16 protein-coding genes and 1 tRNA gene are annotated in these 23681 nt (G+C 62.2%); 12 read left to right on the plus strand and 5 right to left on the minus strand.

The genetic code is table 11. From position 1 onward, the window contains the following. The first annotated feature begins 266 nt into the window (after nt 1-266). Nucleotides 267-1010 (plus strand): HD domain-containing protein, encoded by a 744-nt coding sequence (locus BPSG_RS07605; protein ID WP_026644164.1) that lies wholly within the window; start codon nt 267-269, stop codon nt 1008-1010. 12 nt (nt 1011-1022) lie between these two features. On the opposite strand, the gene BPSG_RS07610 is transcribed toward BPSG_RS07605, so the two are convergent. Both BPSG_RS07610 and BPSG_RS07615 read right to left on the minus strand, forming a co-directional pair. After that, nucleotides 1023-2033 (minus strand): ATP-binding cassette domain-containing protein, encoded by a 1011-nt coding sequence (locus BPSG_RS07610; protein ID WP_051592130.1) that lies wholly within the window; start codon nt 2031-2033, stop codon nt 1023-1025. Continuing rightward, nucleotides 2033-3379 (minus strand): ABC transporter permease, encoded by a 1347-nt coding sequence (locus tag BPSG_RS07615; RefSeq protein ID WP_026644163.1) that lies wholly within the window; start codon nt 3377-3379, stop codon nt 2033-2035. The genes BPSG_RS07610 and BPSG_RS07615 overlap by 1 nt, the downstream gene beginning before the upstream one ends. Before the next feature lie 285 nt (nt 3380-3664). On the opposite strand from BPSG_RS07615, the gene BPSG_RS07620 reads away from it, so the two are divergent. The 7 genes from BPSG_RS07620 (at nt 3665) to BPSG_RS07650 (ending at nt 13235) form a co-directional block, all read left to right on the plus strand. Next, entirely contained in the window at nt 3665-5290 is a 1626-nt protein-coding gene (locus BPSG_RS07620) for a hypothetical protein (protein ID WP_051592129.1), read from the plus strand. Nucleotides 5291-5482: 192 nt separating this feature from the next. Then, nucleotides 5483-7357: a glycosyltransferase family protein gene (locus BPSG_RS07625; protein ID WP_026644162.1), complete on the plus strand. Its 1875-nt coding sequence runs from the start codon at nt 5483-5485 to the stop codon at nt 7355-7357. Nucleotides 7358-7411: 54 nt separating this feature from the next. Next, a complete protein-coding gene (locus tag BPSG_RS07630) occupies nt 7412-8248 on the plus strand; it encodes an ABC transporter permease (protein ID WP_033502369.1) in 837 nt (278 codons plus the stop codon). Further along, nucleotides 8248-9639: an ABC transporter ATP-binding protein gene (locus tag BPSG_RS07635; protein ID WP_051592127.1), complete on the plus strand. Its 1392-nt coding sequence runs from the start codon at nt 8248-8250 to the stop codon at nt 9637-9639. Before BPSG_RS07630 ends, BPSG_RS07635 begins: the two co-directional genes overlap by 1 nt. A 91-nt stretch (nt 9640-9730) precedes the next feature. Beyond that, on the plus strand, nt 9731-11062 hold the full coding sequence (locus BPSG_RS07640; RefSeq protein WP_225531866.1) for a polysaccharide pyruvyl transferase family protein: 1332 nt from the start codon (nt 9731-9733) through the stop codon (nt 11060-11062). A 105-nt stretch (nt 11063-11167) separates the two neighbouring features. After that, nucleotides 11168-13063, plus strand: a complete 1896-nt coding sequence (locus BPSG_RS07645; protein WP_026644159.1) for a glycosyltransferase family protein — start codon at nt 11168-11170, stop codon at nt 13061-13063. A gap of 84 nt (nt 13064-13147) precedes the next feature. Beyond that, a tRNA-Ser gene (locus tag BPSG_RS07650) sits at nt 13148-13235 on the plus strand. A 64-nt stretch (nt 13236-13299) separates the two neighbouring features. Here BPSG_RS07650 and BPSG_RS07655 read toward each other — a convergent pair. Beyond that, the gene (locus tag BPSG_RS07655) at nt 13300-14697 is read right to left on the minus strand and encodes a hypothetical protein (RefSeq protein ID WP_155271908.1); all 1398 of its coding nucleotides are present in this window, start codon (nt 14695-14697) and stop codon (nt 13300-13302) included. A gap of 113 nt (nt 14698-14810) precedes the next feature. Between BPSG_RS07655 and BPSG_RS07660 the strand changes: the two genes are divergently transcribed. The 4 genes from BPSG_RS07660 (at nt 14811) to BPSG_RS07675 (ending at nt 18903) form a co-directional block, all read left to right on the plus strand. Then, a complete protein-coding gene (locus BPSG_RS07660; RefSeq protein WP_026644158.1) occupies nt 14811-15239 on the plus strand; it encodes a CHAP domain-containing protein in 429 nt (142 codons plus the stop codon). Nucleotides 15240-15433: 194 nt separating this feature from the next. Further along, nucleotides 15434-15841, plus strand: coding sequence for a hypothetical protein (locus tag BPSG_RS08735; protein WP_160268237.1), 408 nt, complete (start codon nt 15434-15436; stop codon nt 15839-15841). 134 nt (nt 15842-15975) lie between these two features. Continuing rightward, a complete protein-coding gene (locus tag BPSG_RS08525) occupies nt 15976-17151 on the plus strand; it encodes an InlB B-repeat-containing protein (protein WP_160268235.1) in 1176 nt (391 codons plus the stop codon). A 249-nt stretch (nt 17152-17400) separates the two neighbouring features. Further along, on the plus strand, nt 17401-18903 hold the full coding sequence (locus tag BPSG_RS07675; RefSeq protein ID WP_160268232.1) for a GH25 family lysozyme: 1503 nt from the start codon (nt 17401-17403) through the stop codon (nt 18901-18903). A 6-nt stretch (nt 18904-18909) separates the two neighbouring features. Here the strand turns inward: BPSG_RS07675 and BPSG_RS07680 are convergent, their stop codons facing one another. Further along, a complete protein-coding gene (locus BPSG_RS07680) occupies nt 18910-20955 on the minus strand; it encodes a glycosyltransferase (RefSeq protein WP_026644156.1) in 2046 nt (681 codons plus the stop codon). 24 nt (nt 20956-20979) lie between these two features. After that, entirely contained in the window at nt 20980-23454 is a 2475-nt protein-coding gene (locus BPSG_RS07685; protein WP_099309751.1) for an LTA synthase family protein, read from the minus strand. Between the last annotated feature and the right edge of the window lie 227 nt (nt 23455-23681).

The raw sequence follows: 23681 nt of genomic DNA on the forward strand, positions 1-23681 counted from the left end.
GCGGTTTGAGGATCGACCGCGACCTGAACGCGGCCATCAACATCAACGTCGCCGGGAGTGCCCCGGAGACGCTAAACGCGCGCGGAGGGGACGCAAGACACGGCCGGCATGCACCGGCCGCGCAGACCCCAGTGAAACGCGAACCAAGCAACGCCCGCCAAGGCGTGTGAGGCTTGGAGCTGCACTGAGCAATCAGCGCATGCAAACTAGAACAAACTAGCTTGCAACGGTAGAGAGCCCATCGCAGCGCGACTACGATGGGCAGCATGACAGGAATCATCCCCACCGTGGACCAAATCGAGGCGCTCCACCGCAAACTCGCGCCCTCCGACGCCGCATACGACCTCATTCACACCCACTGCGTGATTGTCGCGCAGATCACTCGCCAGCTCATCCACCGGCGCAACGCGCTGTTCATGCGCCGCTGCACGCTGCCCTCGGACGCGCCCGAACGCACCGGCGAAGCGATGCAAGGCGCGTTCACCGTGCCCGCGACCGACGGCGTGACGGGCGGCGTCATCCCGCCGCGCTACCTCGACGCGGGTCAGGCCGTGCTCGGCGCGCTGCTGCACGACATCGGCACGTACCGTGTGCTCAAGAACGACGGCTCGGACGGCGAGCCGCTCACCTTCGACGGCCCGCACTATGTGCAGCACGGACTCATCGGCTACGACCTGCTGCTCAACGAAGGCTACGACGAATCGATCGCGCAATACGCGCGCAACCACACGGGAGTGGGATTGACGCGCGACGCCGTCATACGCCAGGGCCTGCCGCTGCCACCGGACGATTACGTGCCAGTGAACCTCGAGCAGGAAGTGGTCATGGTGGCCGACAAATACCACAGCAAATCGGTGCCGCCGAAGTTCCTGACCGCAGACGCCTACGCGCGCAAGGCCGCGCGGTTCGGCGAAGACAACAAGGAGCAGTGGCTCGAGCTCGTGCGCACCTACGGCGAGCCGGACGTGCCGGCGCTCGCCGAGGAATACCACATGCGGCTCGTGGACTGAGCCGCCGCGCGCTCAGTGCGTCAGGTCGATCGTCTCGTCCATCGCGGCCGCCACATGCGGGTCGGTCGTGACGACGATGACGGTGCGCCGCTTCGACTCGCCGTGCACCTGCGCGCGCAGCAGATCAAGGATGTCTGCGGTGTCGGCCTCGTCCAGTGTGGCCGTCGGCTCGTCGGCGAGCACGATGTCGGGGTCGGTGGCGATTGCGCGCGCGACCATGACCCGCGCACGGTCGACGGCGCCGAGCGTGCGCACAAGCGCGCGTGAACGCTCGGCCTGCGTCGCGTTGTCGTCGCCGCTTGGCGCGAAGCCGACGCGCGTCAGCAGCTCCTGTGCGAGCACGGCGATCGGCTTGAGGTAGTTGCGGTTCGACGCGTCCATCGCGTATTCGAGATTCGCCGCGGCGCTCAGGTCGCCGCGCAGCGCGAACTGCTGCAGCAGCACGCCGATGCGGTGCCCGCGCAGTTCGAGCGGCGTCAGGTCGTGCAGCGGCGTCGATTTGGTCATCACACTGCCTTCGGCGGGGTGTGCGAAGCCGGCCATCAACGCCACAAGCGTGTCGTGCTGGCGGGTGTTATGCGCATCGACGAGCACGCCGTATGATGTGCCGGCCTCGCACCGCATCGTGAGGTCGTTCCAGATATGCTCGCCGGTCTTCGCGTCAGCCACCGTCACGCCTCGCATCGAGAACATCGGGTAGGCGCGGAACACCGAATCGTCCACGTCGTCCGCGCTGTCTTCTTCGTCTGGCTCGTCGAGCGCCGCCGCGGCGGTGTTCGCGGCGGCTTCCGCCTCCTGTTTATCCGGGTCTGCATGGTCCGCGTCGGTTGTGGCGGTGGCGGGTTCGGGGACGGATACGTCTGTGGTGTCTGCGGTGTCTATGGTGTCTGCGTCGGTGTCGTCGTCGTATTCGATCGTATAGCTCATGCCCGGCTCGGCCGACTCATCGGTCATCAACTCGTCGAGCTTTTCCACGGCGTCGGTGCGCTCTTGCGGTTCGCTGCGGTGCTCCTGATTGCTCATCACTGCTCCTTGGTGGTCGGGTCGGCGGAATTGAGGTATGGCGAATGCGTCAGCTGCGCGGTGCGGAACAGTGCCACGCGCACGCCTGCGATAATGGCGAGCAGCAGGCACGCCAGCAGCGCGATCCATGTGACGTTCCACAGCACGCCGCCGTGCATCGCGATCGTGTGCCCCTGCGCGAGCTGAGTGGCGAGCGGATTCGCGGTCCAGCCGCCGATCAGCAGGCCGAGCGCCACACCCAGCACGGTCTGCAGCAGGATCTCGACCATGAACTGCCATGCCATGCGCGACTTCGTGACGCCGACGGCCAGCCCATAGCCGATCTCTTCGCGGCGCGGGCATGCCTTGAGCAAGGTCAGCAGCAGCGCGATTGCCCCACCGACGCTCCACAGGCAGATGAGCATGATCTTCGTGGTGCCCGCCAGCTTGTCGAGCGGTTCGAGCGAGCGCTCGTAGGCGGTGATCGTCGGAGAGCTTACGGCGAACCCCTCCGGCAGGTCGGGCTTCAGCGCGCTCTTGAACTGTTCGTACGCCTGTGGATTGGCCAGCGTGAACACGATGTTGATGTCCGGTACGGCCCAGCCGGAGCCTTCGGTGGTGTCGAGCCCGCTTGCCGCGAAGTCGTAGTAGCTCGTGTAGATCACATTGTTGCGGTTGTCTTTGGCGAATTGCGCGTCATCGCCCTGCACACCCTGCGGCGTGCTCGTATAGGTGTAGATGCCGCCGACGGTGAACGTGTAGGTGGTTTTGGCGTTGGCCGGATTGCCGATGGTGATGGTGCTACCCACCTTGAGGTTGTTCTTCTTCGCGAGTTCCTGCGAGATCAGCACGTCGCGCGCCGTCACATCCTGGTAGTTGAGCTTGCTGCCTTCCACAACCTTGAACGAGCCGTATTCGTTGGCGGCCACAGCCGGTTCGTTGTAGAACGAGGTGAGGGTGAAGTCGCCGCCGGTCTCGTTCTGGCCTGCGCCGGACGTGGCGCTTGTGGTGATCGCCTTGAAGGAATCGGTCGAGCGCACTGGCACCGACGCCACCACGGAGTAGTCGAATTGCACCTGCTTGGCCTGGGCGGCCGCGCCGAGCACGTTGTACTCGTTCCATGTGATGTAGCGCTTCGTCCAGTCGGCGTCGTCGCCGTTGCGGTCCTTGAGCGCAGTGTCCGTCATGCGCACCACGGCCTGCGGTTTGAGCGCCTCGTACCCTTCGCCGTGCGCGGCGTGGTATTCGTGCATCACCGCGGCGCCGAAGACCGACCACATGGTCACGAGCAGGCTCACAATCACCATCAGTGCCGTGCGCCATGGATGGCGGCGCAGTTCGGCCCATGCGTTCTTGGCAACAAACATCCGGTGTCTCTCCTGTGTCCGTTCAGTGTGGAAATTGTTCCGTCTGTTGTCTGGTTCTACTCAGACCGGCTGAAAAAAGCCTGAACGCGCGCCTCTATCCACAGTCGGCATGGCCGTTGTGGATGGGCGGAGTGTCGTCCACTTATCCACATTCTTCACTCTGCCTGTGGTGTGGGCGTGCGGGGCATGGGAATGTGGCATCCATGCGCGCTGGCCGCCACGTGAGGCGCCGGCGCGCGCAGACACGCAACAAGACGCAGCCATGCAACAGACAAGGAGCACACCATGCGCACACCATTCACCATGGATTCGGCGGGATTCCTCGCACTGCTCGACGCGCTCGAGCGCAGGTTCAACGAAGTCACGGCCGCCTCATCGCTCTCGTTCGCCGGCATCGACGGCGACCTGTACCCCGTGGTCCAGCCCGCCCGCGCGGGGGAGGAAGATTGCGCAGACCGCGGCGAATCCGCGGATTTCGCGCAATCCGCGGGCGCGGAGGACAGCGCGCAGCCCGAGCCCACGGCGCCGTGCCCGGGCGCGCGCTGCGACAGCGCGCTGCGCAGCCCCGCCTCCACACCGCTCTCATGCGATTTCCACGGGCGTACCGGCGCGTTCCACGACGAGGTGTTCGACCCGCAGCTCGTCGAACTCGCGTCCAGCGCGTTCGGCTCCACATGCTGGGCCTCGCTCATGTGCGTCGCGTCGTTGGGCCTCGACGCCGCGCTCGTGGAATGCGCGCGGCAGTTCCTGACGCACACGTCGATCATCGTGCGGCAGAAAGGGCTCGCCGTCTGGCTCTACGACCTGATCAACGACGCCACGATGGCCATGCTGCTCGGCCAGACAAGCCCACGCATGCCCGTGACGATCCGCCCGATGAGCCAAGTGCAGATCTCGCGCTGGCTGCACGGCAGCGGTGTGAAACGCTTCGGCTCACAGCAGCAGCGCGCTGCGGACCGCGCGGAATACGGCAACCAGGCGCACCGACTCGCCGCCTACTGCATGCTGCGCTGGGGAGCGCCCACCGCGTCGAGCGCGCAGATCGCCACGATGCTGCTCACCAACCCCGGGATAGGCATGTGCATGCTGCGCGAAGACCCGAACGTGCGCGCACAGGGCGCCTGCGCCGACACGCGCTACCGCCGCGTGGTCGAATACCTGCGCTCGCTGCATGCGCAGGCCGACCTCGACTACGCCCGCGCGCTGAAGATCGGCGACGTGCCGTGGCTTTCGCCGGACGGGCACGCGGCCGTCACGATCGCCGCGGACAGGCGGTACCTCTACGACGCGAACCGGCTCGTGCACGCCTACCGTGCCCTGTGGGACCGTGCCACCGCCGACCCCGCACAACTGCTGATGGCGGTCGAGGAGACGCGCACACTGCCCGGGGAGCCGCTGTGGGAGAACCCGGTGTATCTGCGCGACCTCGCCGACTCGCTGATGGGCTCGGTGCTCTCCGACGACCTGACGATGGGGTTCCAGCAGCGCGACCGCGAACGCTTCGACCGCGGGGTGCGCACGCTCGAGCACATGGGCGACCAGGTGCGCGCGATGAACGTGCTGATGCTGCCGATCATGGCGATCGACGAATGCGAACCCGACTGGAACGCCGTGGCCGCGCGCGGGTACAAGGCGCGCACAACGCAATGGCGCGCGTTCTGCGACCGGTGCGACGACTTGGCCACCGTGGTGCTGGCCCAACTGCAGGGGCAGGGCGAGGGGTTCCATGTGCGCGCCGCGGCGACCCTGCTCAAACAGTCGCTGCCCGAATACTGCGAGCTTGCGCTGCCGCTGTTCGAACAGGAGATCGAGCGGCTCGCGGCACGCGAACACAATGCCGCGGATGCGAGCGCCGGCGTGTGCGGGCATGAGCGGGAAGGCGGTGCGGTGCATGTTGATATGGCTGCCTGACGAATGCTATGTGCCGGTGGGGGACTGGTGCGCGTGCACAACTCCGCCGGTTGCACTCTGCGACGAGTGAATGCGACGGCCGGTGTTCGCCCAAGGGTGATTACCGGCCGGCCACTGAAATTCTACGACGGCGATTATGCTGAACGTGAGTACCAGTATCCGTTAAGTCGTCGAGATGTTTGGGGTTGGTGTATGCCATCGATACAATTTGCGAACGTCCTATTGGAGACAAATCCGCGTTCCGTCAGCTTTCCGAGCCTGTACTGCGAGTCCGACCAGCCGGTGGTCTTCGACGCGCGACTTGGCGATTGGGTGATGTACGCGCAGGGCGTGTATGACTTCACCACTTATTTCAACGCCCTGTCGGTAAGCAAACTGCGCACCTACACGAGCATGCGCTCCGCGATGCTCCATCTCGAGCTCAAGGGCGCCGCGTGCACGGTGCAGCAGACGATGGGGGATGCACTTGCACATGAATCGTTGCTCGTGGAAGGTACCGACGTGACTGTGCCGGCCTCGGACGACTGGCAGGTCGTGGATCTGCCACTCGTCATCACCGACACGATGGTGCTCGTCGGCTTCAAGATCGTGACCGAAGGCCAGGTGGCGATCCGCAACAGCCACTACGTGCTCGACGTGGAAGATGATTTCAACGAGGTGGAGCTCGCTGTGGCCACCACCACGTTCAAGAAGGAAAGCTTCATCATCAACAATATCGGCTTGGTGCGGTCGCATATCATCGAGTCCGGTGACGACATCGCCAAGCACTTCCATATGTATGTGATCGACAATGGGCGCACCCTCGACGCCATGGCGCTCAGCGGCGACCGCATCGAGGTGATTCCGAATGAGAATGTCGGCGGCGCAGGCGGTTTCACGCGTGGCATGATCGCCGCGATGCGCCAGAAGCCGAAGGCCACAAATGTGCTGTTGATGGATGACGACGTGGCCGTCTCCCCCGAAAGCATCAAGCGCACCTACAACCTGCTACGCATCCTCAAGCCGCAATACCGCGAGGCGATGATCAGCGGCGCCATGCTCAACTACGAGGTGGGCGAGGACCAGTGGGAAGACACCGGCTTCATGACGAAGGACGGTATCTTCGCGCCTTGCAAGCCACCGCTGCGCCTGACCCAGTTCGAAGACATCATCTTCAATGAAATCCATGAGATGACCAAGGAGATCACGCCAGACAACCATTATGCGGCGTGGTGGTACTGCTGCATCCCGATTTCCGTGATCGAACGCAACGGCCTGCCTCTGCCGTTGTTTGTGCGGTGCGACGATGCCGAATATGGCATCCGTTGCAAGACCGACTTCATCACAATGAACGGCCTGTGCGTGTGGCACATGTCGTTCCACAAACGGTACAACCCTGCGGTGGAACGCTACCAGACCACGCGCAACACGATGATCGCGCAGGCCGCGGCCGGCATGGCTCCACACGCCGACTTCATGCATGAACTGCACCGCAACATGCAGCTTGAACTCAAGAAGTTCGGCTATGACAACGCCGAGCTGTGCCTTGACGCGTTCGAGGACTTCCTCAAGGGACCGAAGTTCATCGGCACCAAGGGGCAGGCCGAGAAGAGTTTCATGGCCGCGAACCGCAACAAGGAGACCCTGCACGACCTCGATGAACTGCAGCGTATGGCCGATGAGGACCCGGACCTCGCCGGGTTCGACGCCTATACGATCACGCGCCAGCTGATCGATGCCGACAAGCCACGTTCGCGCAGTGAGCGCATCCAGGACTTCGTTACCGACAACGGCCAGCGCATCCTCAAGAACGAAGGCGAAGGCTACGCGGTCATCCCGCTGCTGGGCTGGGTCTATCCGGCCGGCGTGATCCGAGGCAAGAAGAAACTCATCGTCATCGACTGGTACAACCGCAAGGGCGCGATCCGCACCAAGGACCCGAACCGCTACGCGCGCATCATGAAGCGCTACCAGCGTGACCTGAAGTACTATAAGGCGAACATCAACCGCCTGCGTGAGGAATATGCCCAGGCCTTCCCGAAGCTCACGTCGCTGCAGTTCTGGGAGCACTACCTGGACCTCGACTGACCACGGCCGTGCGCGCATAGGACCGTGGAAGACTGGAAGTAAAGGACAAGACGAGTGCACGATTTGACTCAACGACTGCGTGACCGGTATGGGTACGCGATGACCGTGTTGCGGGGTCTGGTGAAAACGGACTTCAAGATGCGCTACCAAGGATCGTTCCTCGGCGTGGCATGGTCGGTGCTCAAGCCATTGATGCTGTTCTGCGTCATGTATGTGGTGTTCGCGAAGTTCATGCGCATGACCGACGGCACGCCCACCTACCCGGTCGTGCTGCTGCTCGGCATCAGCTCGTGGCAGTTCGTCACCGAAACGGTCGGCATCGGCCTGCGGTCGATCGTCGACCGCGGCGACCTGCTGCGCAAAGTGCATTTCCCCAACTACATCGTGGTGGTCTCGGCCTCGGTCGGCTCACTGATCTCGTTGGGCATCAACTACCTCGTGGTGCTCGTCTTCGCGCTGTTCGCGCGCGTCCAGTTCACCTGGCGCGTGCTGTGGCTGCCGCTCAACGTGCTTGAATTGTATGTGATTGCGCTGGCGCTTGCGCTGATCCTGGCCACATTCTACGTGTACTACCGCGATGTGCTGCATATCTGGGAAGTGCTGCAGCAGATCATCTTCTACGCCATGCCGATCATCTACCCCTTGAGCTTCATCACGGAAAAGCACCCGGAATACAGCGCCGTGGCGAACCTCGAGCTGCTCAACCCGATCGCGCAGACGATTCAGGACATCCGGCACAACTTCATCGCGCCGGCGACCCAGCCCACGATCTGGAACACCTTCCATTCGCCGTGGGCCAAGGCGTTCCCGTTCGTGGTGACGCTCGTGCTGCTGTGGTTCGGTGTGTACGTCTTCCGACGCAACAGCCGCAAGTTCGCGGAGGTGATGTGATGACCGAGCTCAACCAGGACGGCACTGTGGAGGCAGTGGGCATCGCCAACTACCAGGAGCAGCCCGTGGTGCTCGACGTGAACCACGTGAGCAAATCGTTCAAACTGCCCACCGAACAGGCGACCGGCCTCAAGCAGGCCTTCATCAACTGGACGAAGGGCATCAAGGGCTACGAACTGCAGCAGGTGCTCAAAGACGTCACGTTCCAGGTGCACCAAGGCGAGTTCTTCGGCATTGTGGGCCGCAACGGCGGCGGCAAGTCGACCCTGCTCAAGCTCATCGCGCAGATCTACTACCCGAACCAGGGTTCGGTCACGGTGCACGGCAAACTCGTGCCGTTCATTGAGCTGGGCGTGGGGTTCAACCCCGAGCTGACCGGCCGCGAGAACGTCTATCTCAATGGCGCGCTGCTCGGGTTCTCACGCGAAGAGGTCGACGCGATGTACGACGACATCGTCGAGTTCGCCGAGCTTGGGGACTTCATGGACCAGAAGCTCAAGAACTATTCGAGCGGCATGCAGGTGCGCCTCGCGTTCTCGGTGGCGATCAAGGCGCAGGGCGACATCCTCGTGCTCGACGAGGTGCTCGCCGTCGGTGACGAGGCGTTCCAGCGCAAATGCGACGACTACTTCACCGAGATCCGCAAGGACCCCACCAAGACCGTGATCCTGGTGACGCACGACATGAGCGCGATCAAGCGCTACTGCACGCGCGCCATGTTCATCCAGGACGGTGAGGTGGCGGTGATCGGCGACCGCGAGACGGTGGCCGAACGCTATACGCTCGCCAACCTCGAGGCGCAGAAGCAGGAGGAATCCGAAAAGCGCAAGGCGCTCGAGCGCAATCCGGACGAATACCCGAACGGCCTCAACGCGCGCTGCCCGCTCCTGCGCACCTACGGCGTCTCGCCGCTGATGCTCACGAGCGCAGAAACCTTCCGCTTCGCCGTCGAATACCAGTACGACGAACCCGGTGACTTCTACCTTGCGATCGCCCTGCACGACATCCGCCGTGGCGGCATCACCTTCGACACCGGCGCGCGCAAGATCAAGATGACGAAGCACGGGCACCAGACCGTCTACTTCGAGCTGCCGCTGAACCTGTTCAATAATGGCGAGTTCCGCCTGATCACCTCGCTGCGCACCCCGACCCCGGGCGACGCCAAGATGACCGACGCGGTGGCCGTGGCGCTCGACGACAACGCCTGCACATTCGTGATCCGCGACCCGCGCAACACGAACTATGCGCTCATCAACAACCGTTCGCTCTCGATCACGCAGGTGAGCGAACTGGAAGCGCAGGCCGCCGCCGAAGCGCAGCGTGCCGAGCTCGACGCCCGTACCGCCGACGGTTCGCCGCGCGCGGAATATAGCGACGAGGCGGCGCGCTGAGCGTTGCGCCGGCCGCGCACAAGCCGTTTGCATGACCCGCCTGCGGTGAGGTACATTAAGACGACTTGCCCGTTAGTGTTGGGAGTCGATTATGCGCACTGACCGCGCCTCGCATGGCAATGCCATCGTGAACGCCGCCAAACAACAGTTCTGGAACGTCATCACCGCGCTCCACGACCGGCATTACGGCATCGGTCAGGAGCCTGTACAACCCGCGCCGGCACAGGCCGGTGCACCGGCTGTACTCGCCGCCCACTATCTGATCGGCGAGGCCGGATTCCCCAATTACGGTGACGAGCTCATCGCCCGAGAATGGGTCAAATATCTGGCACAAATCGATCCGGAGACGCCCGTCGTACTTGACTGTATGTGCTCCGGGCCGGCGGCGGCATACCTGTATGGGCTGCACCCACGCGTCATGAGCGTGGACACGGTGGCCCAGCTCGCCCAGAACAACTATCTCGACCTGCTGCGCGAAACAGGTAAAGGCGAAGGCGGCGTGCCTGTGGCATTGCTCGCCGAGCGTCTGCACGCGCAGCTTGACGATGAGGGCCAGGCGCCTCGCTACGCCGCCGGCATCCAGCTCTTCGCCAACCACATCAAGGACTGCCATGTAATAGGCGGCGGCTACATGCATAGCGAATGGTCAGCCGGCCTCTCGCGGCTCGCCGCCCCCCAATGGGCGCAGCAGCGGGGCATCCCGGCCGTCGTCAGCGGCGTGGGACTGGAGCCATTGACCGCCGGGGACGCCGCGTATGTGCACGATGTGGCGCTTGCCGTCACCGCGTTCTCATGCCGCGACCAGCAGAGTGTGACCGCGGTGGACCCCAAACACGACCTTGTGGACATCGCCCCCGACGACTGCTTCGTCAACGCGCTCAACGGCGTCTACCGTGACGACACCGCCGATCTGCCCGACACGATGCTGTGCATCCAATCCGACCTGATCGACGACAAGCAGGCGGTGCTGCGGCATGTCATGGATGTGTTCGATCACTGGCACGTGCCGCAGGGCGCGCCGATCGGCGTCGTCGAATGCATTCCGCGCGATAGCATCGACACGATGGAGGCGTTGCGTGCGCACGGCTACGAGCCGGTCCTGTTCCCGCTGCAGCATCTCATCGACTTCGGGTTCCCCGCACGCCCGGGGCAGCGCTGGCTGTCCACGCGCTACCACCCGCATCTGCTCGCGGCCGCGCGTGGGTGCTCCGGCTCGTACATCGTGGTGAAGCCCGGGTACTACGATGTGAAGCACCAGGCGGTGCTGCGCATGGGGTCACGCTGGACGCAGACGGCGATCGGCCAACCGATTCCCGAACCGGGCGCGGGCTTCGCGGACCCGGAGGTGCGCTACCAGTACCGCGACCGCATCCGCGCGCAAGTCGCGCCGATCTACGGCGAACCGCTGGCGCCTACGCGGTAGCGCGTGCCCGCGTTCGCCGCGCGGACTACACTCGAACACCGTATACCCAGTACGGAGCTTCCTACGCCGAAAGACGTGGCGTCAATACACAGTAAGTGAGGAACCATGGCGTCGATTCGTTTCGCGAATGTGCTGCTGGAATCCACCCCGCGCGCATTGCATTTCCCAACCCTGTATTACCGAACGGACACGCCGTTCCGCCCCACGGGCGAGGACGGCGCGTGGACGCTCGCCGAAGGCGGTGCGGTCGATTTCACCACATACTTCAACGCGCTGTCGGTCATCAAGCTGCGCCGCTACACGCGTGCGACGGCCTACCGGTTGCGCCTGCAGGTGAAAGGCGCGCCGTGCACCATCACGCAGACGCGAGCCACGCGTTTGGGTCTGGAACCGGAAACGCTCGACGAGACGTCCGTGGCACTGCCGCAGACCGCCACATGGACCGACGTCGTGCTCGACCTGACGGACGATGAGCAGACCGTGCTCGCGGGATTCCAGCTCAGCGCACAAGGTGCCGTCTCGATGCGCGACGCGTACTACGAAGTCGACATCGACGGCGACCCGCGCACGGTTGATCTGGCGATCGCCACAACGACGTTCCGCAAGGAGTCATTCATCCGCAAGAACATGCAGCTCATCAAGCGTGAGCTGCTCGATTCGCATACGGACATCAGCGAGCATCTGACGATGCACGTCGTGGACAACGGCAAGACGCTCGATCCGAATGAGTCGGGAGACCCGCGCATCACGATCAGCCCGAACGAGAACGTGGGCGGTGCCGGCGGCTTCGCACGCGGCATGATCGAGGCGATGGAGCAGTCCACGCCCGCCACGCATGTGCTGATCATGGACGACGACGTGGAGGTCTCGCCCGAAAGCATCCGTCGCACCTACGAACTGCTGCGCATGGTGAACAGCGAGTATGAGGAGGCATTCGTCTCGGGCGCCATGCTCAACATTGAAGACACGCAGCTCATGCGCGAGGACACCGGGTACATCAGCCCCGAACTCGGTGTGTGCGTGCCGGCGAAACGCCAGATGCTCGTCTCGCAGTACCTTGATGTGGTCGACAACGAGGCGTTCAACGAAGAGGAGTCGATTCCCGCCGACGCACACCGCTACGCGGCATGGTGGTACTGCTGCATCCCAATGAGCGTGATCCGCCGCGTCGGCCTGCCGCTGCCAGTGTTTGTGCGGTATGACGACGTGGAATACGGCATTCGTAGCCACCCGAAGTTCATGACGATGAACGGCATCTGCGTGTGGCACGCCAAGTTCGAAATCCGCTACAACGCCGGCGTGGAACGCTACCAGAGCACGCGCAACGGCATGATCGCGCAGATGACGACCGGCCTCGCCCCCGATTTCGATACGTTCCTCAAGGGGCTGCATCGCCAGATCGATCTGGAGATGCGCAAATTCAACTACACCGACGCCGAGCTTGCGCTCGACGGCTTCGAGGACTTCCTCAAGGGCCCGAAGTTCATCGAACAGCCGGTGGCGCAGGAGCGTTTCATGCGCGCCAACCGCCTCAAGGAGCAGGTGGTGCCGTTTGATGAGCTCAAACAACAGGCCGCCGAGCAGGGGCTCGTTAGTTTCGACCCGGATCGGCTCACGCGCCAGACGGTCGAAACCGACCGGCCGCGCTCGCTGCAGGAACGCGCGTTCGACTTCGTGACGCACAACGGCCAGCGGTTCGTGCGCGACGGTCAGGAGGGACAGGACGGCAGCGCCGATTATGCGATCATCACGCATGACGGCTGGGCGTATCCATCCGGATCGATCCATGGCAAGAACACCATCGTCTCGATCGACTGGGCGAGCCGCAAGGGTGTGATCCGCCACAAGGACGTGAAGCGCTATCGCGAGATCGTCAAGCGGTACAAGCGCGACGTGGCGTATTTCAAGAAGCACCGCAGCCGTTTGGAGCGCGAATACCAGGAAGCCGCCCCGAAGCTCGAGTCCGTGGACTTCTGGAAGCAGTACCTTGGCATGGCGTGATGTACGACACGCCATAACTTGCCATTCCATGTGAGGTGAGTTATCTTATTCAAGTTGCGTTGCATACGTAGTATGCGTGCACGTGGAGGATTCGCCTAGTGGCCTATGGCGCACGCTTGGAAAGCGTGTTGGTGTAACAGCCTCGCGAGTTCGAATCTCGCATCCTCCGCCACCAAGCCCCGGAGCCGTCGGTTTCGGGGCTTTTGCGTATGCCATCTGTGTCTGTACGAGGCTGGCTAGGCCTGTTCTCTTCTGCCGCGTATGCGCGCGACGCCTTGGTGCGTCGCGCGCATTATTGTTTGCATGCCATACGCAGCGAGCGGGAACAGCAGCAGATAGAACGGCAGCGTATAGATGCCCTTGGCTTCCCAGAAGAGGTAGCACAGGAATCCACCCAAGAACGCGGCGCACAGGAAGGTGCGCGCGAATGCAGTGGCATCTTCCATGGGACGTGCAGCCGACCGCACCACGGAGATGAGCATGGCGATCACACCGGTGAGCGCGAGTGCATAGAGCACGGTTTGCGACACGTTCTCATAGGTCGTGAGGCGTGCGGCGCCGGTTCCTGACAGGAGCCACTCCGGCAGGCCGGTGAAACCGTGTGCTGAGGAACCCAGTTGTGAATACACTGAGGTCATGAACGTTGGCTCCGCCCATTCCGAGGCGAGTTTTTCCGAGAAGAAGTCCATGGCCTCGCCTGGATTATGCGTGAAATGCTGCATACGTTCCATCACAAAGTCTTTGGCTACCTGCGACTGTTGTTCATAGTCGCCATGCGTCTGATGGAAGGTATGCAGGGGAATCCCGGTCCACCAGCCTGGCATCGTTCCTTCGCGCTCATTGAGGCCCAAGGTGATCCACGAGAGCATGGGCATGCCCTTGCCGAAGTCCTGATGGGTGATGTGTTCGATGACGCGCAGTGGCAATTTGGTGAGCATATAGGCCGCGCCGAATGAGACAATGGCCGCCGCGCCTTGCCACCATTTGCGGTTGGCGATCACCACGAGCACAATGCCGATGATCGCTGCGAGCATGAGGATGATGAATGTCGATTTGAGGATCACGCCGATGCCGCAGACCAGGAATCCAGCCACGAGAATGAGTATGCAGGACCATGTGTGTTGTGCGCGGAACGCTTGGGTGATCAGTACCACACCGGTGACAGTGATGCTGAAACCGACGGCATTCGGGTAGACGAATGTGGCGAACATCAACAGCGGAACGCATGTGGCGAGCAGTGTGGCAAGCGCCGCATGGCCTGCGTCATCCAGCCCTATGAGCGTGCCCAAGCGCCACAGTGCGGCCACAAGACCGGTGATGGCGAAGGCGTTGAGGATCTGGAACGCGATGATGTTGTGCGAGCCGAAGATGGCCCCGGCGAACACATACCACAGCATCGGCCCTGTCTGGAACGGATAGTACGAGAAGTACGCGTGTGGGCTTGGTACGGCATGCGGGCGCGCCGCGCAGAGCTCCGATTGATCGGTGGGGAGGCAGAAATCAGGGGAATAGCGGGCGATATCACCGCTCAGCAGTGCGTCTGCGCCGTCAATCAAGCTTTGCGAATCAGGGTAGTTGTAGGTCGTCAGTGCGGCCGCGGCGATCCACAATACCTGCGCAATCGTCACGAACACGAGCAGGAACAGCAATGTGTTGCGTTGCTTGACGCGCGCGGCGCCCGTACTACTTCGACAAGACGACCGGCCGCCAGCACGGCAAGCAGGAGATCATCAACAAGCTCGTCTCCGTGGCGCGCAGCCTGCGCGGCAAGCACCCGGACTGCCCGGGTGCGCTTGCCATCAACGGCGGCATCGTGTGCCCGCACGGTCCGTGCATGGCGTTCGTCTGGTACGTCTTCCATTCGGCAGGCTACGACGTCTTCCTGTGCAACAGCGGTTCCGTGAACGGCAAGCAGTCCGGCTGGCCGCAGCACAACTACGACTGGTATGCGCGCCGTGGCCGCATCAGCAACACCCCCAAGGTGGGCGACATCGTGTTCTGGAAGTTCAGGGACGCCACATGGGCCACGAGCGCAAGCCACGCCGGCTTTGTGGTGTCGGTCGCGCCCGGTCGTGTGACGATTGTCGATGCCGCGTTCACGAATATCGCGGAACGCACGATCTCGTGGGCGCTGTACCCGGCCGCGCCGCAGTACGCGACGCCGTTCTACGGCTGATCGCCCGGCATAGCCGCCGCACTGCAGAGCCAAAAGGGCCGCGCAATGGAATTGTTCATTGCGCGGCCCTTTTGTCGATGCAATGACACTGTGAATGTGTAGTTATTTTGCAAGATTGGGTGCGGATTGCCTTGCTAGTATGGGAATGAATTATGTTCACAGCATAATCAGCGATGAGGGGGCGAGGGAGCACTATGAGAAGAATCCAACGCAATGTGGCAGTCGTCGTCGTATTGGCGGTGCTGGGAACCGGCGTTCCCGCAGCACATGCACAAGAGGCGCCCACACTCGATAGGCCGCTGGCGGCCACACTGTCTGCGCCGGCGCCGGCGGCGGACGAGTCCCGCGCCGTCGGAGGCACGACCAGCGTTTCGCTCGGGGAGGGCGGCGCGACCGTGTTCACTCGGGACACAGTCGACCAGCGGGCGGTGTATGCACAGGCGCTCAACGGCGTGATCGCATGGCGCAAAGACGCGCTCGCCGACGCGAACATCAAACTGCCATACAACGGCACCTATCTGACCGTGCCGGAGTACCTACAGGAAATCGGCATGACCGAAAGCGAGTATCTGACCCGCAGTGGTCGAATGCGCTTGAGCTGATTGCACTGCAGCGCGCGATTGAAGCATATGACTACGATCTGGGCCATACGCGCCCCAACGGCGACAGTTGCTGGACGGCTCAATACAACGGCATCGGGTCCTGGGGCGAGATCCTGGCATGGGGGCCGCCTACCATGCGCGGCGCCATCGATCTGTGGGCTTCCGAAAAAGCGGACTATCTCAAGGAACTCAACAACGAGCTGCACGGTGCCACCGGTCATTACGTGGCGCTGATCACCCCGGAGAACCGGTATTACGGGTTCGCTGGAGCCTCTGGCATGAGGTACGGCACAACGTGGTCGGGTGAAATGGCGTCGACACTGCAGGGTTCACAGACCGCGACGAACCTCAAGGGAACGTACGAGTTCTCGGTCAATGTGAGCGTGGACAAGCTTGCGCAGGGCGTCTCCGTCGAACTGCCCAGCCAGTTGAAGATGGGACAGCAGGCGCAGGCCAAGGCCAAGCTCGCCTATATGGGAGGCCGGTACAAGCTCCGTGGCGGCTGGACGTCGTCGAATCCGGCGGTGTTGTCGGTCGACGCCAAAGTCACTGTGCCGGTGAACACGTTCAGCCGCACGGGCCACACTTTCACCGGCTGGAACACCAAGGCCAATGGCACCGGCACGGCGTACAAGCCGGGCGCGCAATACACGCTCGGCTCTTCGGACGCAGCGCTGTATGCACAGTGGAAGCTCAACACATACACGGTTCAGTTCGACGGCAATGGCGCCTCCACGAGCGTCGCCCCAGTGCAGGTGCAGCATGGTAAGACCATTGCGCAGCCAGATACACCGATGAACATCGGCCGCGCATTCGCCGGATGGTACACGGCGCGCACTGGCGGAGCGCGGTTCGATTTCACGACACCGGTCACCGGCAACATGACGTTGTATGCGCGCTGGAACCGCATGGATTTTGCGGATGTACAGCAAGGGGGCGCAAACCCCACGCCGCATGCAGCCGATATCCAGTGGCTTGCCGACAACGGCATCTCCAAGGGTTGGCAGGAGCCTGACGGCACCTCTACGTTCCGCGGTATGAACCCGGTCGTGCGGCAGGACATGGCCGCATTCCTGAAGCGTCTGGCCGATGCGGCAGGCAAATCGGGCGGCGTCAAGCCGAAGGCCGATTTCACCGATGTGACAGTCGGCCAGCCGCCACATTGGGCCGCGATCCAGTGGCTCGGTGGTTCGGGTATCAGCACGGGCTACCGCAATGTGAATGGTTCATGGCGCTTCGAAGGCATGACCTCGGTCTACCGCCAGGACATGGCCGCGTTCATCCACCGTCTTGACAGCCGCCTCGCCTGACTGCGGCAACCAAGGGCCAAGATGCAACCAGTGGGAAATCCTCCCATCGCGGAATGTGGTGGATTCCCACTGGTTGCATCTGGGTGTCCTTTTACACTGGAGGCATCCGCCAGTTCATGGTTGGAAGCAGCGGATGACTCTCCGCACGTACCGTCACAACACATTCCATTCACTGGTATTGCAACGGAAGGCAAAGGTCTTATGCGGCATCATTCGCACCCCCGTGGTCACAGTTCGGTCATCTCCTTCATGCTCGCAGGGGTCTTGGCGTTGGGCTGCGGCGCAGCCACCGTGGCCCCCGCATACGCCGAGGATGATCCGATGGCCACCAGTCCCTCCATTGAGGTGCCGGCGGAAGATGTGCCACCGAACCCGACGCACATGTGGACCAATGCAGACACCTCCACCGATCCGGGCTCGGGTGACCAGTCCACCGCAGGATCGGCGGCCCCGCGCATGCGCTCCGCCGCACGCGCGCAGTGGGGATGGGGCGTCACGGGCCCCAACAACGGCTACAAGACCTTCCGTCAGTCAGACGGCACCCTGATGAACCCGGTGCTCAAGGTGATTGACGTCTCCGAACACCAGAAGACCATCGATTGGACCAAGGTCAAGAATTCCGGCATCGACGGCGTGATCCTGCGCATCGGCTACGGCTACGGGTACGAGGATGCGCGGTTCTCGCAATATCTGGCCAAAGTTCGTGCGATGGAGATCCCCTTCGGCATCTACCACTACAGCTATGCATACAACACGGATTTCGCGCGCAAGGAAGGCGAATGGACCGTGCAGCTGCTGCGCAAATACAAGATTACCGACAACGCATTTCCAATTTTCTACGATCTTGAGCAGGACGACTGGGGTGGTCACACGATGCCGACGCGGGCATCGCAGTACGAGCAGATCGCGCGCACGTACTTCGGCGCGCTCTCCGCCGCCGGCTACACCAACACGTACATCTACAGCTATCTCAATAATATGAACACGCGGCTCAACACCTCGTGGCTGCATGCGCGCACGGCTTGGATCGCACAGTACAACACGAAGCTCGACTACACGTTCCCGAACTACACCGGAGTGCGTGGTTGGCAGTACACCTCGTCCGCGAGCGTGCCGGGCATCGCAGGCAACGTGGATATGAACGTGTTTGACCGTCAGCTGTTCCGCGATGTGCATTTCCGCACCTCGCATTACGACGATGTGATGTGGCTTGCGGAGTATGGGGTGACAACCGGATACTCCGATGGTACATTCCGCGGCATGGGATCGATTGTGCGGCAGGACCTGGCCGCGTTCCTTCGCCGTGAAGCGGCACAACGCAACATCGGAGACGCGAGGACGTGGAAGCCGAATGCCTCGGATTGGGCTGTCTTCAGCGATGTGACCGATAAGACGCCGCATGCCGAAGATATCCTGTGGCTTGCGCATGCGGGCATTGCCGACGGGTATGAGAACGAGGACGGCACCTGGCGTTATGAAGGCATGACGAAGGTCTACCGGCAGGACATGGCCGCGTTCCTCAAGCGGCTCGCCGATCTCGCCGGCAAGTCGGGCGGCGTGACGCCGCGCACCGATTTCACCGATGTCAATGCGAAGACGCCGCATGCTGCCGACATCCAATGGCTCGGCGGGGCCCGCATCTCCGATGGTTACCAGAACGCGAACGGTTCATGGCGCTATGAGGGCATGACGACTGTCTACCGGCAGGACATGGCCGCGTTCATCCACCGTCTGGACGCCCGCCTCGCCTGACCGGCGCTACTGCAGCTGGTTCGCCGGATCCTCGAAGACCTTGGCCCACGCCTCGAAGCTCGCCATATCGGAGTTCTGGTATTCCTTGGCCAGGCTTTCCCAACGCTTGAGCAACTCCTTGGCCAGGAACAGCCCGCGCATCGTCTGTTGGCGGTAGAGCTTGCTGTCGCGCCGCAGCCACGCCACCGAATCACCGTCCGGAGACGTCACGACCGCGGAATTCACACCCGCGTATGCGGGCCAGGACGCGTCGCGCGAGGGGATCAGCAGGTCCGGCTGGGTGTCGCGCATGCCGTTTCCGCGTGAAACAAATGCCTTCGCAATCGTCTTCATGGCCTGCAGCCGCACGTCGATCATGCTCGAACGCGGCTTCATGTTCGCGATGTATTCGGCCTTCGGAGTGGGGAAGTCGTCGCGATTACGTGTGGTCGCGGAATCCGGGAACCCTTCGCGCGCCTTGCGCACGTCGCCCAGTTTGGTGACAAGCGTATCCGCGATGTAGTCGGGACCGCGCATGATGTCGCGCAAGGCCAGATGGTGCAGGTGCATGGCGGAATAGACGAGTTCCACACCGGCCTTCGCGTCGTCGAACAACATGCCGTACAGGAAGTGCCACGACGGCTTGGTGCAATGCAGCAAGCTGCAGATCCAATGGTTGCGGTACAGGTAGTACCCCTCCCATGTGCGCGAGGGGTCCTTCGCATGCCACGCCTGGTGCCACACGGCCACGCCCGGAAGGCAGACGGTGTGGTAGCCATGGTCCTCGGCGCGCAAGCCGTAGTCCACGTCGTCGAATTTGATGAACAGCGGTTGCGCCAAGCCGATCTCGCGCATGATCTGCGTGGGGATCAGGCACATCCACCAACCATTGAAATCGGAATCCGCGCGCCGGTGCAGCTTCGGCGAGTCCCTCAGCGGCTGCGTGGCGAAGTCATGGTTGTATTCGAGCCCGGCGGCGGGCTGTGTCCAGTACGACGCGCGGTTGTAGCGCTCGCCGAGCGTGTACAGCATCGTGCGGTTGTCGAGGTGGAACATGCCGCCGCCCACGATCGTCGGTCGCGTGCAGTAGTCGGCGAACTGCACGGCGCGCATGATCGACTCCGGTTCGCTTATCGCGTCGTCGTCGAGCAGCAGCGTGTAGTCGCTTTTGCCGGCCTTCACTGTCTCGTACATGCCGCGCGCGAACCCCCCGGAGCCGCCCATGTTGCGCTGGCGCACGTAGGTGAGCTGGCTGCCCAGGTCCTTCGCCACGGCGGTGAAGTCCGGCTCGTCGCGCACCAGATCGGTGCCTTGGTCGGTGCAGTAGATCGTGTCGAGCCGCCCGCGCACATTCGCGTCGGCGGCGATCGCCTTGAGTTGGTTGAGGCAGTACGGCGCGCGGTTGAACGTGGTGATGGCGATCGACAGCGTGCCGTCGCTGCCGCGGCGCGCCTCAACGGGCACGCTCCACGCGGCGTCTTCGATCGTCAGGTCGTCGCTGTCGCCGGCCTTGGCGTCGAACCAGAAGAAGCCGCCGTCCATGAGGCCGGTCATGGCGAGTTCCGCGCGCACGGTCGTCGCGCGGGTCGGCGCATTGACGTCGATTGTGCCGGCGGGCTCAAACAGGCCGCGGCCGCTGGAGCGGAACAGCATGATGGTGCCGCGGCCGCGCACGCGTGCACTGAACTGCACGGCGTCGACGCGTGTCCAGCGCCGCCAATAGCCGGCGGGGAAGGCGTTGAAGAACGTGCACAGCGAGGCATGGCGCCCGGCGAGCACGGTGAGCGACGCGCGCCCGTTCACACGGAACACGTTGTGCGCGCCGTCGGCCGGCTGCGCGTGGGCCGTGTCTTCAAGCAGCGAGCGGAACTCGGTCTTCGTCATCTGCGCGAAGTCGAGCGAGACGAAGTCCTTGTGCGGGTCGAGCGTGCCTTCGCCCATGTGCGGGCGCGTCCATTCGACCGCGTACAGCGGCATCGTCAGATCCTGGTCGAGCACGGGGTAGACGACGCGGCTCACCGCCTGCCATTGCGGGGCGGGTGACTGGGATTGCAAAGGATTCGTTCTCGGCATACGCCCCAGTATAACGACAGCGGCTCACTGCTTCGGCAGATCCATGAATCCCATGGAATGCAGATGATTCTTGCCCATCATCATGTCGTACTGCACCATCCTATAGTCACTCAGCAACTGCTTCGCTTTCGCGGAGAACTGCTTCGGATCCATCTCCTTGCCTTCGTTGTCGAGATAGGTGACCGACCCATCGGGTGACCAAGTGCCACCGCTCGTCACGGCGCGCGACAGTGCCGGGATCTCGTTGTGCAGTTCGGTAAGCAACGCGAGGTATGGAGAGACGCGCGCGTTGAGCTGCTGCGCCGTCTGGGCCATGAAATAGTTGGATGACGAATACGCGGCGTTCGATTCCGGCAGTTTCACGTCGTGCGCCGCGGATGCCTTGTTCGACCAGATGAAATAGTCTGTCTCATGGAGCGCGAGGCTATTCTTTGGATCGTTGGCTGCCGTTGTATAGATGCCTGGTAGATGATCGCCATAGAATACAACGGTTATGGGTTCATCGATTGCGTCAAGTTCGTCAAGGAACTGTTTCGTCGCTGCATCAGTGCGCTGAACGCCTTTCGCGTAGTTGCCGATGACGCCTTTTTCGCCGTCAGGCACGTTTGACGCATCCGCAGCGAAGAACTCATTTTCATCTCCATAGATGCCCGGATACGGCGCATGGTTCTGCATCGTGACAAGTTCGATGAACTGTGCAGGCTTGTCCGCCTGTGCATTCGTCTTCACTTCATCGATGACGTTCTGGTAGGCCTGTTTGTCGGTGACGTTGCCTGATTTGCCGCTCTTGCCTTCATAGGTGCCTGCATGTTTGATCTTCGGGTCGCTGTCAAGCGTGTACAGGTGCGAGAACTTGAACTTCCTGTAATTCGCATTGCGCAAGTAGAAGCGTTGCAGGAACGGATGGAAACCGACGGAACATGAATCGTCGCCTCCGCATGCTTCGTTCCACATCTGGTTGAAGGAGAACACCTCTGGTCGTGTCGGTAGGAGCTGCTGGTACGGCGAAAGCATCGATCCGTTGAAATTGGCCATCGACAGTCCGGTCATCTGCTGGAATTCGATGTTGGCAGTGCCTCCACCATAACCGGGTGAGAGCATGAGACCGGTCGTAGCCGTATTGCTGAGCGCATGGATGTTCGGCATCGGGTCGATGTTGAAATGCACACCGGGCACGCGGTTCGGGTCTGAGAGCGTTTCTGAAAGCACATTGATGACGGTTGTGTCGGTCAATGTTGCGTTGCGTGTCGTGTTGATTTCTTGCGCTTGCTTTGCGTATCGGTCGTGAATCGCCTGCATTGTCTCTTCGTTGTAGTCAGGCTCATCATCCATCGCCTTGACCTTCGTCAGTGAGAGGAACGTCGTGGCGGCGCCGTTGGCACGCGCGTCATCGCCGACATTCCAGATAACAGGGGAATAGCCAATGTCTTTGACGAATTCACGAATCGAGGAATCCGGCACCGAAAGTGCGCCGGCATAAGTCATGATGAGCCAGACACTCATCACAGGCGCAGCGATGCGACAGATGTTGCCAAAGATGTTCTTGGCGTTCGCGAACGGATGTCTCCATGAACAATGGATGAACGCTCCGCGCCGGTCGAGGAACTGCAGCAGCAGGCATATGACGACGAACCATATGATCAATGTGACTCCATGGTCGATGATCGGTTTATACTCGTCGGTCACGAATGATGCGACGTTCTCTCCGCCACCGCCGCCGTTGAGAAATCCGAGATCGGAAGGCAAGATGGGTTCAGTGCGCATCGCATATTTGATCTTGCACGCGAAGGCATAGATGCCGGCAATCGCGCCGAATATGGCGGTGCCTAACCAGAAGCGGTTGATGACCGTCACACAGACGAGGTACACCATGCCGAGTGCGAAGAAATTGAGGATGCCCGCCGCGGACGACAAGCTGTGGTACGAGCTGTCGAGAATCTGCCGGAAGAATGAGTACTCGGCATCCGGATCGTACATGTGCTTCGTATCGATACTCCACAACAACATCATGTCCGTGATGAGCAGCAGTGCAAACGCAACGCACAGATACGCGCCATACGAGAACTTCGGGCGCTTGGCCCACGTATGGTAGAACCTGGTCTGCTTGTACCGGCCGTACTGTGCGCGCCAGGCGCGGATCGGGTGCTTGCGCCAATCCACAGCATCGCCAGGCTTGCCCTCACTGCTCTCGGCGTTGCCGCGCGTGCCATCCGCCGCATCCGCAGCGCTCTCTGTTGCGCTACGGGTAGTGTTTTCTTCGCTACGGGTAGTGTTTTTCCTATTACCCTCCAGAGCTTTTCCGCTAGAAATGGCCGTTTCTGTGGCATGCATCGAGGCAGAAGAAGCACTACCCGTAGCGGTCTGGGTAGCGCTGGATGTAACCGTGGTGGTGTCGGAGGAAGTGGTGGCACCGATGGAGGCGGAAGCACGACTCATAGGGCTTTGTGCGGTGCCCAGTGAGGCGGAAACACTGCCCACAGCAATGCGGCCCGCGGCCATGGACGTGAGTGTGCGGTCGGCACGGTGACGCCGCCTGATGCGTTCGATTTTCGCTTTGTGCAGTCTGCGCAGACGGGTGCCGGTGCGCCGGCGGTGATGGCGCCTGATCGAACTACTCATACGGTATTGCCTTTCCACAAACACTGCACACGGCTGCGCCAATCGCCCTGGTCATTCTCTCAATGGCGCGTCAATGGCGCGCAGCCGTGCATCAGCATTGTAGTCAG

This window comes from Bifidobacterium pseudolongum subsp. globosum, assembly GCF_000741295.1.
Lineage (GTDB): Bacteria > Actinomycetota > Actinomycetes > Actinomycetales > Bifidobacteriaceae > Bifidobacterium > Bifidobacterium globosum.

Bases quoted from the DNA above. Each gene is read 5' to 3' on its own strand.
- BPSG_RS07605 (WP_026644164.1), top strand. From the start codon at position 267: ATGACAGGAATCATCCCCACCGTGGACCAAATCGAGGCGCTCCACCGC.
- BPSG_RS07610 (WP_051592130.1), bottom strand. From the start codon at position 2,033: ATGAGCAATCAGGAGCACCGCAGCGAACCGCAAGAGCGCACCGACGCC.
- BPSG_RS07615 (WP_026644163.1), bottom strand. From the start codon at position 3,379: ATGTTTGTTGCCAAGAACGCATGGGCCGAACTGCGCCGCCATCCATGG.
- BPSG_RS07620 (WP_051592129.1), top strand. From the start codon at position 3,665: ATGCGCACACCATTCACCATGGATTCGGCGGGATTCCTCGCACTGCTC.
- BPSG_RS07625 (WP_026644162.1), top strand. From the start codon at position 5,483: ATGCCATCGATACAATTTGCGAACGTCCTATTGGAGACAAATCCGCGT.
- BPSG_RS07635 (WP_051592127.1), top strand. From the start codon at position 8,248: ATGACCGAGCTCAACCAGGACGGCACTGTGGAGGCAGTGGGCATCGCC.
- BPSG_RS07640 (WP_225531866.1), top strand. From the start codon at position 9,731: ATGCGCACTGACCGCGCCTCGCATGGCAATGCCATCGTGAACGCCGCC.
- BPSG_RS07645 (WP_026644159.1), top strand. From the start codon at position 11,168: ATGGCGTCGATTCGTTTCGCGAATGTGCTGCTGGAATCCACCCCGCGC.
- BPSG_RS08735 (WP_160268237.1), top strand. From the start codon at position 15,434: ATGAGAAGAATCCAACGCAATGTGGCAGTCGTCGTCGTATTGGCGGTG.
- BPSG_RS08525 (WP_160268235.1), top strand. From the start codon at position 15,976: ATGCGCGGCGCCATCGATCTGTGGGCTTCCGAAAAAGCGGACTATCTC.
- BPSG_RS07675 (WP_160268232.1), top strand. From the start codon at position 17,401: ATGCTCGCAGGGGTCTTGGCGTTGGGCTGCGGCGCAGCCACCGTGGCC.
- BPSG_RS07680 (WP_026644156.1), bottom strand. From the start codon at position 20,955: ATGCCGAGAACGAATCCTTTGCAATCCCAGTCACCCGCCCCGCAATGG.
- BPSG_RS07685 (WP_099309751.1), bottom strand. From the start codon at position 23,454: ATGGCCGCGGGCCGCATTGCTGTGGGCAGTGTTTCCGCCTCACTGGGC.